Origin of the sequence: Chryseobacterium sediminis (genome assembly GCF_008386505.1) — a bacterium.
Lineage (GTDB): Bacteria > Bacteroidota > Bacteroidia > Flavobacteriales > Weeksellaceae > Chryseobacterium > Chryseobacterium sediminis.
The window spans coordinates 1,550,486-1,566,497 of record NZ_VUNZ01000001.1; the positions used below are offsets into that span (position 1 = coordinate 1,550,486).

The following is a 16,012-nucleotide window of genomic DNA, read 5'->3' on the forward strand; positions in this document are numbered from 1 at the left end:
CTGGTATATTATTTGAAATTAACGTCAGTAATTATTTTTAAAACACAATAAGATGATAAAAAAATTACTGACCGTAGTTAAGGTCTTCGCCTTTTCTACACTTTACTTTGCACAAGTAGGAATCAACACATCAAATCCTCAAACGACCCTTCATATTGATGGTGCCAAAGACAACTCAACATCCGGCGCTCCTTCAGTACTACAACAGGCTAATGATTTTGCAGTGACCAATTCAGCGCAAGTAGGTATAGGAACAATTACTCCAACAGAAAAATTGGATGTAGGTTCAGGAAATGTACGCGTCCGAAATATTAACTCCAATATTGGTGTTGGCGGAACGGACAGAGTAGTTGTTGCGGATGCCAATGGTGTCCTGAAAACTATAGATTTTACAGCCTATTCATTATTCCATGCACGTTTGGCTGCTGATCAGAACATCAGTAGTGCTGCTTCAATTGTGACATTAATGTTTGCCAGCCCGGTTGCTACTTCTCCATTTTATTCTTATAATACCTCTTCAGGGGTTCTGACTTTCAGTCAGGCCGGTAATTACCTAGTGACTTTGCAGGCAAGTTTTACCAATATTTCTGCAGGAGCGCAATTACTTTTAGGAATCAGACCTGTTCCGGACAATAACTACCTGGGAAGAGGAAGCCACTATGCAGGAGCTTCAACTCCTACTCTGACTGCTTCAACAAGAATTGGTGAACTAATGAATTACACAACTGTAATTGTAGTGCCTACAGCAAATTATCAGATTCGCTTTACAGCAGCTCCTAATCAGGCATGTACTATTTTATCAACAGAAATGGGACCTACAGGAAATGGAAATGTGACGAATGTAACGGTACAAAAAATATAAAAAAGAAAACACAGATAAAAAAGATTCGGCGCACCACAGGTGCGCCGAATCTTTTTTATTTATAAATATTTTTTTAAAACTTTCTTTCAATTACATAATCCAACATGCTATGTAAGGATTTTCTTGCTTCAGAATCCGGAAACTCGTTTAGGAGATCTTTTGCTTTCTGCTGGAAGTCTTTCATTACCTGAATAGCATATTCCAAACCACCGGAGCTTTTAACAAATTCTATAAGCTCTTTTACACGCTTGGGGTTGTTGTTATAACGTTTTATGGTATCAAAATAATACTTTCTATCCTTCTCACTGGCTATTTTCAGGGTATGAATTAAAGGCAGGGTCATTTTCTGTTCTTTAATGTCAATTCCTACAGGTTTTCCAATGACATTTGAACTTAAATAATCAAAAAGGTCATCTTTGATCTGAAATGCCATCCCAGTATAGGTTCCGAAATCCATCATTTTCTTAGCCAGAGCTTCGTCTGCATTGTTGGAAAGAACCCCTATTTCACAGCAGGCAGCAATCAGAGTAGCTGTTTTCTGGCGGATAATCTCGTAATAGACATCTTCAGTAATATCCAGCTTTCTCGCTTTTTCCAGCTGAAGAAGCTCTCCTTCTGACATTTCACGGATGGTTCTGGAAATTACACCAAGCAAGTCATAATCTTTATGGTCTGTAGATAATAATACGGATTTTGACAAAAGATAATCACCTACTAAAACTGCAATTTTATTTTTCCACAACGCATTGATTGAAAAGAAATTACGACGCTTAAAGCTTTCATCCACCACATCATCATGGACAAGAGTCGCGGTGTGGATCAACTCAATCATAGAAGCGCCACGATAGGTTTTTTCCGTCACTTCACCCACCAGTTTGGCACAGAGAAATACAAACATTGGGCGCATCTGTTTTCCTTTGGTGGTAACAATAAAACGGGTTACTTTATCTAATAAAGCTACTTTACTCTGCATTGATTCATAAAACTTCTGTTCAAAAAGTTTCATTTCATCATTGATCGGTCGTTTAATCTCTTCTACAATGTTTGCCACAATCTGCGATGCTGGGTGAATAATTATTAATTCTCACAAAGATAATTTTTTTCGCTCAATTTTAAGACAAATTAATCTTTGAGTTGATCTTTCGGGATAAAATAAAAAGAAGGTTTTGTAGTTCCCAATGGAGATTTAAATTTTTCTCCGGAAATATAAATTCCCGTTTCATCTACACTTATTCCTTCAATCTGAGCTAATGAAAGAGCCGTTCCCAGATAATAGTGCTTTGGTTTTTCTTTGAAAAATATTCCGGGTTCCGTTTCGGTAAAGACATCTAAAAAGACTTCCGTTTTCTTTGTATACCCCACTAAATAAAGCTTTTTATCAAAATAAGAAGCATCTGTAACTACAAAACCAGTTTTATAGGCTTCAAGCTTTTCTGCTTTTTGTAGTTCTGAAATATCTGGGTCTACAATATAATGAGAGGTCGCTTTTGCAGCCCACTCTTTAGTAAAAATATGCAGCTTTCCATTCAGATAAATCATGGCTTCTGCATCAAAGTCATTTCTGGTATTTCTGGAAATGAATTCGGTTTGTTCAGGATAATAAAAAGAAATCGTTGTTCCGTCTAACGCTCTTTCTGAACCGGGAATTTTAATGTTAATAGATGTATCAAGACGTTCGTAAGGAACTTTATAGATCATCAGATCTTTCCTTATTCCTGTATTATTTCCAAAATCTCCGATGTAAAAATTTTCACCATCATTCGCCAAAGCTTCCCAATCATTATTAATTAAATTGGTTTTCAGTGTTCGGATAATTTCACCATTATTTTTATCAATTTCAAAAAGCTCAGCTGGATTTCCACTATCATTGAAAGTATATAATTTCCCGTTCAAAATATCCAGTCCTGAGGTCTCATCAATCTTATCATTCAGATAATTAACTCTGTATTTTTTAATTTTCAGAAAGTCTGTCTGCTGGGAAAATGCAGATTGAAAGGCAAAAAGAGCAACAATGAGAAGAAATTTTTTCATAGAACAAAAGTAAGGTTTTATTGCCAGTTGAGTGGTTGGGATACGGGATACGGGGTTCGGGATTCGGGATTCGAGTTTTGAGAGATTGAGAGCGTTAAGATTATTGTAAGAATATAGATTCCTACAGAATGGACAAACTAAGCGATTATTTTTCTACAACTTGTCATTCCGCAGGAATCTAAATATTTTATGTAACCCTTTGAAAAGAATTCTTGATTTTGAGTTGGAGAGTTTAAGAGACTTATTATTTTGTTTATCCATCTTTATCTCATCTTAATCTTAAAACAGAAAAACGAGCTAAAATAGCCCGCTTTCCCTTAGATTTCTATTGATTTTAAAAACAAGTTTAAGCAGTTTTCTGCTCTTCCTGAGTTTGCTGTTGTTCTTTCTTTTTTGCCTGTTTTGCAAAATATTCTTTCTGATATTGTCTTACCGTTTTTCCGGTTCCATCATGTCTCCATCCCGGTGAATTGAAAATATAATTGATTCTGTCGGTGAATTTTAATCCGGGTTGTTTAAGATCTTTCCAGATTTTTCGCCATTCATAAAAAAGGACTGTATCTGGTCTGTTATCCGGCATTTTGGGATAGATTCCATATTTCACAGGAATATTAGGGTCTTCTTTTTGAAAGGTCCCGAAAATTTTATCCCAGATGATCAGGCACATTCCCATATTCTTATCCAGGTATTTTACATTACATGCATGATGAACACGGTGGTGGGAAGGTGTGACAAGAATATATTCCAAAAATCCCATACTCTTCACAGTCTGTGTGTGAACCCAGGTTCCATATACCTGACCAATGGCGTAAGCCACCATAATATGCCACGGATTGAATCCTAAAAATGCAAGCGGTGAAAAATACAAGTATCTGTAAAGCGGCTGCAGCACAGGACTTCTGAATCCTGTTGTAAGGTTAAAATATTCTGAACTATGGTGTGTGATATGAACTGCCCAGAATGCTCTGGAACGATGATCAACATAATGCAGAACGTAATAGGCAAAATCTGTGATTATGAAACAGGCCAGCAGATACCATACACTAAGATCCCATGAAAAAAGTCTGTGATTGTAGAAGAAAAACATAACGCCCATGGCAAATGCTTTCATAATAAGGTCCAGCCCAAAATTCATCAATGCCAGATAAACATTTGTAGCAAGATCTTTTCCACTGTATAGCTTAGCTTCTGAAACATGGCTGTAAATCATTTCAGCTAAAATAACGGTTGCATGCAACGGGATAGCCCATGCATATACATTTTCCAGCCCATCCTCGCTCATAAGAAAATCCATCATCACAAAATAATTTGTGCAAAGGTAGGGTTTTAACTTTTCTTTAAGGAAGTCTTGATTTTTTTTAAGGAAATTTTAATCCGTTGCTTTGTTCGCCAATTGTCCGCAGGCTGCATCAATATCACCTCCACGGCTTCTTCTGACCATTACAGTAATCCCAGCATTTTCAAGCTGACGGATATAGTTTTCTTCCGCCTGTTTGTTACATTGGTCATACTTTCCGTCACCAATAGGATTGTATTGAATAAGGTTTACTTTTGAAGGAACCTGTTTGCAGTACTTGATTAAAGCTTTAATGTCTTCATCCCCGTCATTGATTCCTTTCCATACACAGTATTCAAAAGTAATGACAGAACCTGTCTTTTGATACCAGTACTGAAGGGATTCCATAATATCCGTCAACGGAAATTTATCCGAGAAAGGCATAATTTCGTTACGCTTGGATTCTATAGCTGAGTGAAGGGATAAAGCCAGTTTCACACGCAGTTCGTCATCTGCAAGCATCTTGATCATCTTTGGAATACCGGATGTAGAAACGGTAATTCTTCTTGGAGACATTCCCAATCCTTCCGGCTGGGTAATTTTTCGGATGGCTTCCACTACGTTTTTGTAATTCATCATCGGCTCTCCCATTCCCATAAATACGATATTGGAAAGCGGTCTCTCGAAGTACATTCTACTCTGACTGTCAATCAGGGCTACCTGATCTACAATTTCAGCTACTTCAAGGTTTCTCATCCTCTTTAGTTTTGCTGTAGCACAGAATTCGCAGTTTAATGAGCATCCTACCTGCGAAGATACACAGGCTGTGGTTCTTGTTTCTGTAGGAATAAGAACAGATTCCACCATCAGTCCGTCATGAAGCTTCACTCCGTTTTTGATGGTTCCGTCAGAGCTTTTTTGAAGAAGATCTACGGAAACAGGATTAATGGTATATTCTTCGGAAATTTTTTCACGAAGTGATTTCGAAAGATTCGTCATTTCATCTATCGAATGGAGGTTTTTACTCCATAGCCAGTCATAGACCTGTTTCGCACGAAACGGCTTTTCTCCTAAAGACTCAAAGTAATCTTTAAGCTGGTCCAGTGATAATATACGGATATCTTTCATTTTAGAGGGCAGATTTTAGGTTGCAGGTTGCAGATACTATTACCTGCAACCTATTACCTAATATCTTTTTTATAGAATTAACATTGCGTCACCGTAAGAATAGAATTTATATTTTTCTCTTACAGCTTCTTCATAAGCCTGCATTACAAAATCTTTTCCAGCAAACGCAGCAATCATCATAAGAAGTGTAGACTTCGGTGTGTGGAAGTTTGTGATCATTGAAGTAGCTACTCCGAAATCGTGAGGCGGATAAATGAATTTATTTGTCCATCCGTTGAAAGCAGAAATCTTTTTGTTTGAAGAAACAGAAGTTTCCAATGCTCTCATTGTGGTAGTTCCTACTGCACAAACTCTTCTGTGAGACTCTACCGCTCTGTTGATAAGCGCAGCATTTTTCTCGTCAATGATGATCTCTTCAGATTCCATTTTGTGCTTAGAAAGGTCTTCTACCTCAATCGGGTTGAATGTTCCCAATCCTACGTGAAGTGTTACTTCAGCAAAATTGATTCCTTTGATCTCTAATCTTTTCATCAAATGCTTAGAGAAGTGAAGACCTGCTGTAGGTGCAGCAACTGCTCCTTCTACTTTTGCATAGATAGTCTGGTATCTTTCTGCATCTTCCGGCTCTACCGCTCTTTTGATATACTTTGGAAGTGGAGTTTCTCCCAATTCTTTTAATTTCGTTCTGAATTCGTCGTAAGAACCGTCGAATAAGAATCTTAGTGTTCTTCCTCTTGAAGTGGTGTTATCAATAACTTCCGCTACCAAAGATTCATCTTCAGTGAAGAATAATTTGTTACCAATTCTGATTTTTCTTGCCGGATCTACCAAAACGTCCCAAACTCTGGTTTCTTTATCAAGTTCTCTTAATAAGAAAACTTCAATTTTAGCACCTGTTTTTTCTTTATTTCCGTAAAGACGAGCAGGGAAAACTTTAGTATTGTTGAAGATAAACAAATCATCTTCATCAAAATAATCCACTACATCCTTGAATAATTTATGCTCAATAGTTTGTGTTTTTCTATCAAGTACCATTAATCTGGCTTCGTCTCTGTGTTCTGATGGGTGTTCTGCTAATAATTCCGCAGGAAGATCAAAATTAAAATCTGATGTTTTCATTTTTTAAATTACGGTTTAAAAATTATTGTAATTACAAGGTGTAATTTTCGGAGTGCAAATATACGACATTGAATACCCCTTTGTCAAGTATTATTTACAATGAAATATAAAACCGTGATTTTACGGGGATTTTTAAGCTTAAAAAGTTTTATTTTTGGAAAAATTAAAATTCAGCATGGAGCCAGTAAGCAAAATCTACTTCCTTAATAATCCGTATCCTAGCGGTCATAAAATCGTTACATTCAACTGGAGCGGACGGATTGATGAGGATGGATTTATCTGGTTTGATTTTCATTTAAAAACTGAAGATTATTATGCCAATGATGATCATGATAGCGATGAAGAAGACGAAGATTTATCGGACTGGGACTCTAAAGCCGTATGGGGAAACTACCATGCCTGTACTTTATCTTCCAATTATTGGGGTGAACAAAAGGGAATCAGAATAAACGACCTTGATGGAAAACTGGACTTTGAGGCTGTTGTTAAAAATAAACTTTTCAGTAACGATCTTCCGTCTGAACAAAATTTTGATGATGATGATCTGGCTTTTAATATTTATCTGCTTGGGCATGACAGCTGTGCGGATCATGAAATCCGGTTTTTAGAAACAGACAACAATCAATACAATATTACATGGACCGGCAAAATTGCATTAACCTACGCAGGCGATGACGAGTTTTCCCATGAGTTTAAAGCAGAGATTTTCAAAGTTGAATTTGAAGGATTCCATTATCCTAAAACCTGGTCGGTAGAAAAAGCCACTGAGGTATTCAAAGCTAAACTTGCCAACTTTGAGGCATACGAATTTGTGGATCTGAATCCTAAAAGTAATAAGAGAGAATATAAATTAAACAAAATCAAATCGATAATCGCATAAAACAACCAATCAAAAATTATTATGAGTAAATATTCAATTGAAGCATTTATCAACGAAACAAAAGAGAATCCGCAACAGAGAGATTATTTTGAACTGGAAACCAAACATCTTCTGGAAATCAACCTTAATAATCAGGCAGTATGGACCAAAAAAGGAAGTATGGTAAGCTATGTGGGAAATATCAATTTTGAAAGGCAGGGAATGCTTGCCGGAGGAATTGGGAATCTCCTTAAAAAAGCAATCAGCGGCGAAGGAAGTAAGCTTATGAAAGCAGAAGGAACCGGAAAATTGTATGTAGCAGATTCCGGAAAAAAAGTACGTATTCTTTATCTGAACAATGAATCCGTATGTGTAAACGGAAATGATGTTCTTGCCCATGAGCAAAGTGTAAACAGTGATATTACCATGCTTAAGAGTATTGCTGGAATGATGTCCGGCGGACTTTTTCAGGTGAAACTTTCAGGAACAGGGCATATTGCGATTACTACTCACGGGGATCCACTGACTTTACTGGTAACTCCTGATACGCCTGTATTCACAGATCCTAATGCTACTGTTGCATGGTCCGGAAATCTGAGTCCTGAACTGAAAACCAATGTTTCTTTCAAAAGCCTTATCGGAAGAGGAAGCGGTGAAGAGTTTCAGATGAAATTCTCAGGCCATGGTTGGGTATTGATTCAACCTTACGAAGAAGTGTATTATATGGAAAAATAATATATTAAAAATTGATAATTGTAAAACGGCTGCCCTTTATCCAGACAGCCGTTTTTTATTTTGCCAGAGCATTCCTTACCCCATATTTGCTAAAATTTAATATAAAAATAATCAGCAGATAACTTGTTGAAAAACCATCGCTCTGCAACCTAAAATCCTATAAACTCCCATCCGAAACCCACAGCTATAGCCTTTACCTCACATCTTTTTAATATATTTAAGAAAAAAATTTAATGGACACCACCACTTCACGCAGAAATTTCATTAAAACTGCTACTTTAGCAAGCTTTGGGGCATTGGTTTTACCCAATTCATTATTTGCTTATTCCAATGATTTTAAAACAGATAAAAAAGTCCGTGTCGGTTTCATCGGTGTTGGTCTTCGTGGGCAGGAACATGTGAAATTACTGGCTAAACGTAATGATGTAGAGATTGTAGCGTTTGCCGATCCGGAGAAAAGAATGCTTGCAGCTTCACAAAAAATATTAAAAGACAATAATAAACCGGCTGCTCAGGAGTTTTCCAACGGTGAATATGACTATCGAAATCTTTTAAAATTAAAAACTATAGACGCTGTTGTGATTGCAACTCCATGGGAATGGCATCTTACGCAAGGTGTAGAGGCAATGCGTGCAAAAAAAATTGTGGGTATGGAAGTTTCCGGAGCGATAAAGCTTCAGGACTGCTGGGAATTTGTAAAGGTATATGAAGAAACAAAAGTTCCTATCTTCATGATGGAAAACGTATGCTACCGAAGAGATATCATGGCTATTCTGAATATGGTCCGTAAAGGGATGTTTGGGGAGCTGGTACACGGAAGAGGCGGTTATCAGCATGATCTGAGAGGGGTTCTTTTCAATGACGGAATCAATCCTTACAATTCCGGTGCGGAGTTTGGAGAGAAAGGGTTCAGTGAGGCAAAATGGAGAACTGAACATTATGTAAAGCGTAACGGAGAGCTTTATCCTACACATGGATTAGGTCCGGTAGCGATGATGATGGATATTAACAGAGGAAACCGTTTAACGAGATTATCTTCATTTTCATCAAAATCAGTAGGACTTCATAAATATATTGTTGAACATCCAAAGGGCGGAGAAAATCATCCTAGTGCGAAAGTAAAATTCAATCAGGGTGATGTAGTAACCACGCAGATTGCCTGTGCCAATGGTGAGACCATCCTGCTGACTCATGATACAAGCTTACAGAGACCTTATGATCTTGGCTTCAGGGTTCAGGGAACTGAAGGATTGTGGCAGGATTTCGGATGGGGAGATTTCAACCAGGGGCATATTTATTTTGAAAAAACAATGAACCATACCCATCGTTGGGATAACACTGAAAAATGGATGACAGAATACGATCATCCGATGTGGAAAAGGTTTGAAAATACTGCTGCAGGAGCCGGACATGGCGGAATGGATTTCTTTGTGATGAATACTTTTATTGAATGCATCAAACGAAATATAGAATTCCCGATGGATGTGTATGACCTTGCGTTGTGGTACTCAATTACGCCACTGAGTGAAGAGTCTATTGCCAAAGGTGGTCAGGTAGTTGACATTCCTGATTTTACCAATGGAAAATGGAAAACTCGTAAACCTGTATTTGGAATGACCGATGAGTTCTAAAAAGACATTACTCATACTAGCAGGCGGATTAGGAAGCAGGTATAAAGGGCTTAAACAGGTGGATGGAATACTTGATAACGGTTCGCCGATTCTGGAGTATTCTATCTTTGATGCATTGGAAGCCGGTTTCCAAAAAGTGGTCATTGTTGTCAACAGGCTGATTCCTCAAAGTTATATTGAAAGGCTCAACAGCATCTCAGAAATTAAAAATTTTGAGCTACATTGGGTGTATCAGGAAATAGATAGTATTCCTATTTCGCTGGAGGGTTTTGATTATCCTGATCGTGAAAAACCATGGGGAACTGCTCATGCCGTTCTTTGTGCCAAATATTCAATTCAGGAGCCGTTTGTAATGATCAACGCAGATGATTTTTACGGAAAAGAAGCGTATCAATTGGCCGCACATGAAATGAACCATCATCATATTTCAGATTCACAACTGGGCATGATTGCCTATCCCGTAAAGACAACATTGAGTGGTAATGGAGCTGTAGCCAGAGGAATATGTACACTGGATCCTGAAAATTATCTGATCAATGTTGAAGAGCAGACTTCCATTCAAAGAATAAATAATTCTATCGTTTATATTAAAAATGGAGAAAATGTAAAATTAGATCCCGACACATTGGTATCGATGAATTTTTTCATATTCCATCCTCATATTTTCTGTTATCTGGAAGCTTATTTTTATGACTTTATTGAATCTGATCCACTGCCCACTCAGGAATTTTATATTCCTTCTGCTGTGCAGAGAATGATTGATGAAAACAGAGTACAGGTAAAGGTAAAAGCATCTCCTTCTCAATGGATGGGAGTCACTTATGCAGATGATAAAAAGGAAATTAAAGATTTTCTGACATCAGAGATTAAAAACAACAGATACCCAGAAAGTTTATGGAGCTAAACGATATTGTCATTCAATTTATTGGTACAGATCATTACGATCTCACTCCTATTACTGACGGACTGATCAATACAACCTATCTTTTGGAAAATAAGGATCAGGGAAAGAAGTTTATCTTACAAAAAATTAACAATCATGTCTTCAAACGGCCGGAGGTTATCGTCAACAATCATTTAATGATTAATAAGCTTCTCAGGTCAAATAATTATCAGTATCAAATCATAGAGCCAATTCCTTCTCTTACTGGTAAACTTTTGGTAAAAGATGCCAATGATGATCCGTGGCGCATGTTGAGTTTCGTAGAAAACAGTACTACTTTTCTTACTGCACCATCATTGCAGACGGCTTTTGAAGCAGCTAAGACCTTCAGCTATTTCCTTACCATTGTAAATCCTGAAAAACTGCCTGCTATTGAAGATACACTTCCTAATTTCCTCAATTTTGAGAAAAGGGTTGCAGATTATAAAAACTCATTAAAGAATGCAGCTCCTTATTTAAAAGAAAACGCAAAAGCTGAAATAGAAATCACCAATCAGCTTCTGTCCTTGCCTGAACAATGGATTGAAATGGAGAAAAACAATCAGATTCCCAAAAGAATCATCCATGCCGATGTAAAAATCAGCAACATTCTCTTCGATCAAAATCATCATCCTTTAGCTGTCATTGATCTTGATACGATGATGATTTCTACGATTTTGTATGATTTTGGAACGATGATTCAGTCTTATACCAATACAACCCATGAAGATGATGGCAGTGCCAAAAACAATTTCAATCCTGAAATGTATAAGGTTGTAAAAGAAGGATTTTTATTTTATTTAAAGGAAAAACTGACCCCCAAAGAATCTGACAATCTTGATTATGCCGCGCAGGTCGCTATTTATATTCAGGAAATTCGTTTTTTAACGGACTATCTGAATGGAAGCACCTATTATTCTACGAAATATCCTGAGCATAATTTAGACCGAACTAAAAATCAGCTAGAGCTGTTGAAAGGATTGAGGGAGTATTTGGGAGTTTGAGAGGGGGAGGGTTTGAGAATATTAGAGTAAAACAGACTCCTACGGAGTGACAAGGTGTATGGATAGATAAAGCGTTCTGTTTGTCATTTCGTAGGAATCTATACACTTACAAAACAATCCAACCCTCAAACTCTCCCACTCTCAAACCCGCAACTTATTCTAAAAATCCAAGATTCGCCACCGAAAATTATGTACAATGCTGAGACTCCTACGGAGTGACAAGGTGTATGGATAGATAAAGCGTTCTGTTTGTCATTTCGTAGGAATCTATACACTTACAAACCCTCAAACTCTCCCACTCTCAAACCCGCAACTTATTCTAAAAATCCAAGATTCATCACCGAAAATTATGTACAATGCTGAGACTCCTACGGAGTGACAAGGTGTATGGGTAGATAAAGCGTTCTGTTTGTCATTCCGCAGGAATCTATAAGCTTACAAACCCTAAAACTCTCCCACTCTCAAACCCGCAACTTATTCTAAAAATCCAAGATTCATCACCGAAAATTATGTACAATGCTGAGACTCCTACGGAGTGACAAGGTGTATGGGTAGATAAAGCGTTCTGTTTGTCATTCCGCAGGAATCTATAAGCTTACAAACCCTAAAACTCTCCCACTCTCAAACCCGCAACTTATTCTAAAAATCCAAGATTCATCACCGAAAATTATGTACAATGCTGAGACTCCTACGGAGTGACAAGGTGTATGGGTAGATAAAGCGTTCTGTTTGTCATTCCGCAGGAATCTATAAGCTTACAAAACCTTCAAACTCTCTGACTCTCAAACCCGAATCACGAACCCCTAAACTCATCCCAAAAACTCCAAAATCCTCTTCCACTCTCCCAATTTCTTTTCAAAGGAAACCGTATGAAGCGGACTTGTAGAAGGCAATAGAAAAATGGGTAATTTATAATTTTTCCCCAATAGCTTTTGTAAATTTTTATAAGATTTTCCTCCATTACAGAAAATAGCTTTCACGGCTGGATGTTCTTCCAGCAATTCAGCAATCTGATTGGCTTCTTCATTTTTGATTTCAGAATCCAGGCTTCCTTTTCTCTCACAGGAATCAATGACGTCCCAGAGGGCAATGTGATATTTCTTTAATGTTTCGATTCTTTGAGTATAATCTTCGGTAAATTCTTCATTCAGCAATTCAAAGATGATTTTCCAGAATTTGTTCTGGGGATGGGCATAATACTGCTGCTTTTCCAGTGATTTTACTCCGGGAATTGAGCCTAAAATGATAATTTGAGACTGAGCATTAATAAGGGGTTGAAATGAGGAAATCCGGTTTTGCATATTCAAATATAGAGATTTATTTCGCGCAGATTATGCTGATTAAGCAGGTTAAGAAATATGATCTTTCAAGGTTTTTAGGCATAAAAAAAGCGGGCTTCCTTCGTCTACGCTCAGGATAATAGCCCGCTATTATTTATTTGATATTTTATTTGTCTTATAAAGTTTCTTTCAACCAATCGAAGAATTCTCTCTGCCATACCAATCCGTTTTGTGGATGAAGTACCCAGTGGTTTTCGTTCGGGAAGTAAACCAATTTAGATTTTAATCCTTTTAATTTTGCAGCCTGGAAAGCTTCCTGCCCCTGCTCGTAAGGAACACGGAAATCAATTCCCCCCTGAACGATCATGATAGGCTTGTTCCATTTATCTACAAAATTACTTGGATTGAATTCTGTGTAAGCTCTTGGTTGTGGCTTTTCCCATGGTGAACCAAGATCCCAGTTTGCGAACCAAAGCTCTTCAGTAGTAAGATACCATGATTTCATATCAAATAATCCATCATGAGCAATGAACGTTTTGAATCTGTTTTCATGAATTCCTGCCAGCATAAATACGCTGTATCCTCCGTAGCTTGCTCCTACAGCTGCTACTCTGTCACCATCTACGTATGGTAAAGTCTTCGCAAAATCTGTAGCTGCCAGATAATCTCTCATCGGCTGTCCACCCCAGTCTCTTGAAATTTCTTCATTCCATTTTGTTCCCCAGCCTGGCATACCTCTTCTGTTTGGAGCTACCACGATATAATCGTTAGCCGTCATCAGAGCAAAGTTCCATCTTACGCTGAAATATTGCGTTAAAGCAGATTGCGGTCCTCCCTGGCAATACACCAAAGTAGGATATTTTTTGTTCGGATCAAAGTTTGGCGGGTAGTGGAACCACACTCCCATTTCTTTACCGTCTGACGTTTTCACCATCTTAAGTTCAGATTTCCCTTGAGCTAATTTAGCATATGTTTCTTTGTTAGCTTCAGTCACCTGCTTCATTTCTCCGTTTTTAACGTTTACAGAGAATATTTCTGTTGCATGATTTACGTCTGTTCTTCCTACTAAAAGTGAAGTTTTATTGTCTGTAAAGATCTCGTTTACGTCAAAATCTCCCTTCGTTATCTGCTGTACTTTTGCTGATTTTGAATCTAAGGCAAAAAGTTGTTTTGTTCCTCTGAATGCTGCTGTAAAGTAGATTGTTTTTGAATCTGCTCCCCAAAGTACATCTCCTGAAACACTTTCGTCCCAACCTGCCGTCAGATTGGTTGTTTTTCCAGACTTCCAATCCATGATTTTCACATCATTCTTATCTGCTTCATACCCGTCTCTGGCCATACTCTGCCAGATCAGAGATTTTCCATCCGGACTGAATTTAGGGTTTACATCATATCCTTTATTAGATTCTGTAAGGTTTTTGGTTGTACCTGATGCTAAATCGTAAGCAAAGATATCTGTATTGGTACTTGTAGAATACTCTTTTCCACTTTTAGGTTTTGTAACATATAAAAGCTGTGCAGAATCTGCACTCCAGATAAAGTCTTCAGCACCTCCGAAAGGTCTCTGAGGAGAGTCCCACATTTTTCCTTCCAGCAGGTCTTTAGCTGATTCTGCTTTGTCAGAAGTATTCACTACAAATACATGGTTGTATTTTCCTTCATTGAAATAATCCCAGTGTCTGTGGTTAAGATCTGTGTACACCTGAGCGGTAGTTTTAGGAGTATCAGCAAATTTATCTTTCCCCATCACTTTCTCTACCAATACCTGCTTGCTGAAAGCAATTTTCTTCCCATCCGGAGAAATGACAACATTATCAGCTTCACCAATGGTATAAAATTCTGTCCAGGTTTTCCCTGCATCTTTAGAAAGATAGATTTTATCACCTTCCTGAGCATAGATTCCGTTTTTATCCCACTGAATAAGGGCTTTCTTACCGAAATCAATTTTGGAAGACTGATTATTAAGAACATTCAGAAAATAGTTCTCATTTTTTGTTTTTTCTGTTTTCAGGTCCACTTGTCCTACTTTATAGATAAGGGAACCCTGATCCGGTGAAACAGCCTGTACCCCAACTTTTTTCAAAGTCCAAAGAATTTCAGGTGTCATTACTTGTTGTGCATTCATTAAAAGCGGAGCTGCCAAGGCCAGCAGACTGTACTTAAGTTTCATATGTTGATATTCATTTTTTAACGGATATACGGAATCCTGCTGATTTCGTACTTTCCTTTTATTAAACTCAAAGATTGCCAAAGTTAATATTTAAAATAAAAACGGACGAAAGAATTAACATTAAAATTCTTTTTATCCTGTAAAGTACATTTCCGGGAAAACACCTATTTTTTGAATATGGGGATTTTCCCTGTACCACTGTCTGCTTCAAATACTGAATTTTACATCATCAGACGTCCGATAAAATAAGTAACCAACCCATTAAAATTTTACATTATGAGTACACCAGACACAGGTAATTTTAAAGCAACGCGTGTAGACGCAGGTGCAGCTAATCTTTGGCATGTACATGAAGGTCATTTCAAGTATGGATCTATCAAAGAAACGAGAGTCAATTTTGCAGGCAGAACCCTTGAACAAATTATGGAAAAGATTGCTGAGAACGAACCCATTAATGCACCTTATACGAAAACAGACAACCAGAAACGAACTTATGAAGACTGCATAAAATGGATCAAAAAGAATTGTTAAAAAATAATAGGCTGCCTAAATGGGCAGCCTATTTTATGATATGATCTATTTTATAATTTACTCTCCATCTGAGAACATTGAATTCGCCAGAGAAGTCACAATGGACAGCAGGATACTGAAGATAAATGCCCACCAAAAACCGTCTACCACCATACTATCTATGAAATAGTCTGCAATCAGAATAATTCCGGCATTGATTACCAAAGCAAAGAATCCTAAAGTAAGGATCGTTAACGGCAGCCCAAATAGGCTTAAAATTGGCTTTACAAATATATTGAGAACTCCCAACACAATTGCAAAGATAATGGCTGAAGAAAACCCTTCAAAATGTACTCCCGGTAGAATTTTGGTTAAAAGATAAGCAACAATTGCTGTTACAAATAGTCGGATAATTAAGTTCATTGTGATATTTTTTAATGTTTATGGGGGATATGGAGCAAAAGCTATTCCATTTCAAAAAAAAG

The 16,012-nt window shown here is 37.5% G+C and carries 15 protein-coding genes; 7 read left to right on the top strand and 8 right to left on the bottom strand.

All coding sequences use genetic code 11. The features are described from left to right. Positions 1–52: 52 nt before the first annotated feature. A complete protein-coding gene (locus FW780_RS07080; RefSeq protein WP_149832851.1) occupies positions 53–862 on the top strand; it encodes a hypothetical protein in 810 nt (269 codons plus the stop codon). Between the two features lie 73 nt (positions 863–935). Here the strand turns inward: FW780_RS07080 and FW780_RS07085 are convergent, their stop codons facing one another. The 5 genes from FW780_RS07085 to queA form a co-directional block, all read right to left on the bottom strand. After that, on the bottom strand, positions 936–1,913 hold the full coding sequence (locus FW780_RS07085; RefSeq protein ID WP_149832852.1) for a polyprenyl synthetase family protein: 978 nt from the start codon (positions 1,911–1,913) through the stop codon (positions 936–938). 71 nt (positions 1,914–1,984) lie between these two features. Continuing rightward, positions 1,985–2,893: a hypothetical protein gene (locus tag FW780_RS07090; protein WP_149832853.1), complete on the bottom strand. Its 909-nt coding sequence runs from the start codon at positions 2,891–2,893 to the stop codon at positions 1,985–1,987. Positions 2,894–3,239: 346 nt separating this feature from the next. Next, complete coding sequence (locus FW780_RS07095; protein WP_047378207.1) at positions 3,240–4,190, bottom strand: sterol desaturase family protein; 951 nt, start codon at positions 4,188–4,190, stop codon at positions 3,240–3,242. 72 nt (positions 4,191–4,262) lie between these two features. Continuing rightward, on the bottom strand, positions 4,263–5,297 hold the full coding sequence (gene rlmN / locus FW780_RS07100) for a 23S rRNA (adenine(2503)-C(2))-methyltransferase RlmN (RefSeq protein WP_149832854.1): 1,035 nt from the start codon (positions 5,295–5,297) through the stop codon (positions 4,263–4,265). 69 nt (positions 5,298–5,366) lie between these two features. Continuing rightward, positions 5,367–6,416, bottom strand: coding sequence for a tRNA preQ1(34) S-adenosylmethionine ribosyltransferase-isomerase QueA (gene queA, locus FW780_RS07105; protein WP_149832855.1), 1,050 nt, complete (start codon positions 6,414–6,416; stop codon positions 5,367–5,369). A 154-nt stretch (positions 6,417–6,570) separates the two neighbouring features. Here queA and FW780_RS07110 point away from each other — a divergent pair, with 154 nt between their 5' ends. The 5 genes from FW780_RS07110 to FW780_RS07130 all read left to right on the top strand — a co-directional run bounded on the left by FW780_RS07110 (position 6,571) and on the right by FW780_RS07130 (position 11,567). Next, positions 6,571–7,296: a hypothetical protein gene (locus FW780_RS07110; RefSeq protein WP_149832856.1), complete on the top strand. Its 726-nt coding sequence runs from the start codon at positions 6,571–6,573 to the stop codon at positions 7,294–7,296. Positions 7,297–7,317: 21 nt separating this feature from the next. Then, on the top strand, positions 7,318–8,010 hold the full coding sequence (locus FW780_RS07115; RefSeq protein WP_045499102.1) for an AIM24 family protein: 693 nt from the start codon (positions 7,318–7,320) through the stop codon (positions 8,008–8,010). A gap of 233 nt (positions 8,011–8,243) precedes the next feature. Continuing rightward, positions 8,244–9,641 carry a Gfo/Idh/MocA family protein gene (locus FW780_RS07120; protein ID WP_149832857.1) on the top strand — a complete coding sequence of 466 codons (1,398 nt, stop codon included), beginning with the start codon at positions 8,244–8,246 and terminating at the stop codon, positions 9,639–9,641. Continuing rightward, a complete protein-coding gene (locus tag FW780_RS07125; protein ID WP_149832858.1) occupies positions 9,631–10,545 on the top strand; it encodes a nucleotidyltransferase family protein in 915 nt (304 codons plus the stop codon). Before FW780_RS07120 ends, FW780_RS07125 begins: the two co-directional genes overlap by 11 nt. After that, positions 10,536–11,567, top strand: a complete 1,032-nt coding sequence (locus FW780_RS07130; RefSeq protein ID WP_149832859.1) for a phosphotransferase enzyme family protein — start codon at positions 10,536–10,538, stop codon at positions 11,565–11,567. Before FW780_RS07125 ends, FW780_RS07130 begins: the two co-directional genes overlap by 10 nt. A gap of 809 nt (positions 11,568–12,376) precedes the next feature. Here the strand turns inward: FW780_RS07130 and FW780_RS07135 are convergent. Both FW780_RS07135 and FW780_RS07140 read right to left on the bottom strand, forming a co-directional pair. Further along, positions 12,377–12,868 carry a DNA-deoxyinosine glycosylase gene (locus FW780_RS07135; protein ID WP_149832860.1) on the bottom strand — a complete coding sequence of 164 codons (492 nt, stop codon included), beginning with the start codon at positions 12,866–12,868 and terminating at the stop codon, positions 12,377–12,379. Between the two features lie 154 nt (positions 12,869–13,022). After that, entirely contained in the window at positions 13,023–15,017 is a 1,995-nt protein-coding gene (locus FW780_RS07140) for a S9 family peptidase (RefSeq protein WP_149832861.1), read from the bottom strand. A 276-nt stretch (positions 15,018–15,293) separates the two neighbouring features. Between FW780_RS07140 and FW780_RS07145 the strand changes: the two genes are divergently transcribed. After that, positions 15,294–15,548, top strand: coding sequence for a hypothetical protein (locus FW780_RS07145; protein WP_149832862.1), 255 nt, complete (start codon positions 15,294–15,296; stop codon positions 15,546–15,548). A gap of 57 nt (positions 15,549–15,605) precedes the next feature. Here the strand turns inward: FW780_RS07145 and FW780_RS07150 are convergent, their stop codons facing one another. Beyond that, a complete protein-coding gene (locus FW780_RS07150) occupies positions 15,606–15,950 on the bottom strand; it encodes a phage holin family protein (RefSeq protein ID WP_105680840.1) in 345 nt (114 codons plus the stop codon). Positions 15,951–16,012 lie beyond the last annotated feature (62 nt).

Bases quoted from the DNA above. Each gene is read 5' to 3' on its own strand.
- FW780_RS07080 (WP_149832851.1), top strand. From the start codon at position 53: ATGATAAAAAAATTACTGACCGTAGTTAAGGTCTTCGCCTTTTCTACA.
- FW780_RS07090 (WP_149832853.1), bottom strand. From the start codon at position 2,893: ATGAAAAAATTTCTTCTCATTGTTGCTCTTTTTGCCTTTCAATCTGCA.
- FW780_RS07095 (WP_047378207.1), bottom strand. From the start codon at position 4,190: ATGATGGATTTTCTTATGAGCGAGGATGGGCTGGAAAATGTATATGCA.
- rlmN (WP_149832854.1), bottom strand. From the start codon at position 5,297: ATGAAAGATATCCGTATATTATCACTGGACCAGCTTAAAGATTACTTT.
- queA (WP_149832855.1), bottom strand. From the start codon at position 6,416: ATGAAAACATCAGATTTTAATTTTGATCTTCCTGCGGAATTATTAGCA.
- FW780_RS07115 (WP_045499102.1), top strand. From the start codon at position 7,318: ATGAGTAAATATTCAATTGAAGCATTTATCAACGAAACAAAAGAGAAT.
- FW780_RS07120 (WP_149832857.1), top strand. From the start codon at position 8,244: ATGGACACCACCACTTCACGCAGAAATTTCATTAAAACTGCTACTTTA.
- FW780_RS07125 (WP_149832858.1), top strand. From the start codon at position 9,631: ATGAGTTCTAAAAAGACATTACTCATACTAGCAGGCGGATTAGGAAGC.
- FW780_RS07130 (WP_149832859.1), top strand. From the start codon at position 10,536: ATGGAGCTAAACGATATTGTCATTCAATTTATTGGTACAGATCATTAC.
- FW780_RS07135 (WP_149832860.1), bottom strand. From the start codon at position 12,868: ATGCAAAACCGGATTTCCTCATTTCAACCCCTTATTAATGCTCAGTCT.
- FW780_RS07140 (WP_149832861.1), bottom strand. From the start codon at position 15,017: ATGAAACTTAAGTACAGTCTGCTGGCCTTGGCAGCTCCGCTTTTAATG.
- FW780_RS07145 (WP_149832862.1), top strand. From the start codon at position 15,294: ATGAGTACACCAGACACAGGTAATTTTAAAGCAACGCGTGTAGACGCA.
- FW780_RS07150 (WP_105680840.1), bottom strand. From the start codon at position 15,950: ATGAACTTAATTATCCGACTATTTGTAACAGCAATTGTTGCTTATCTT.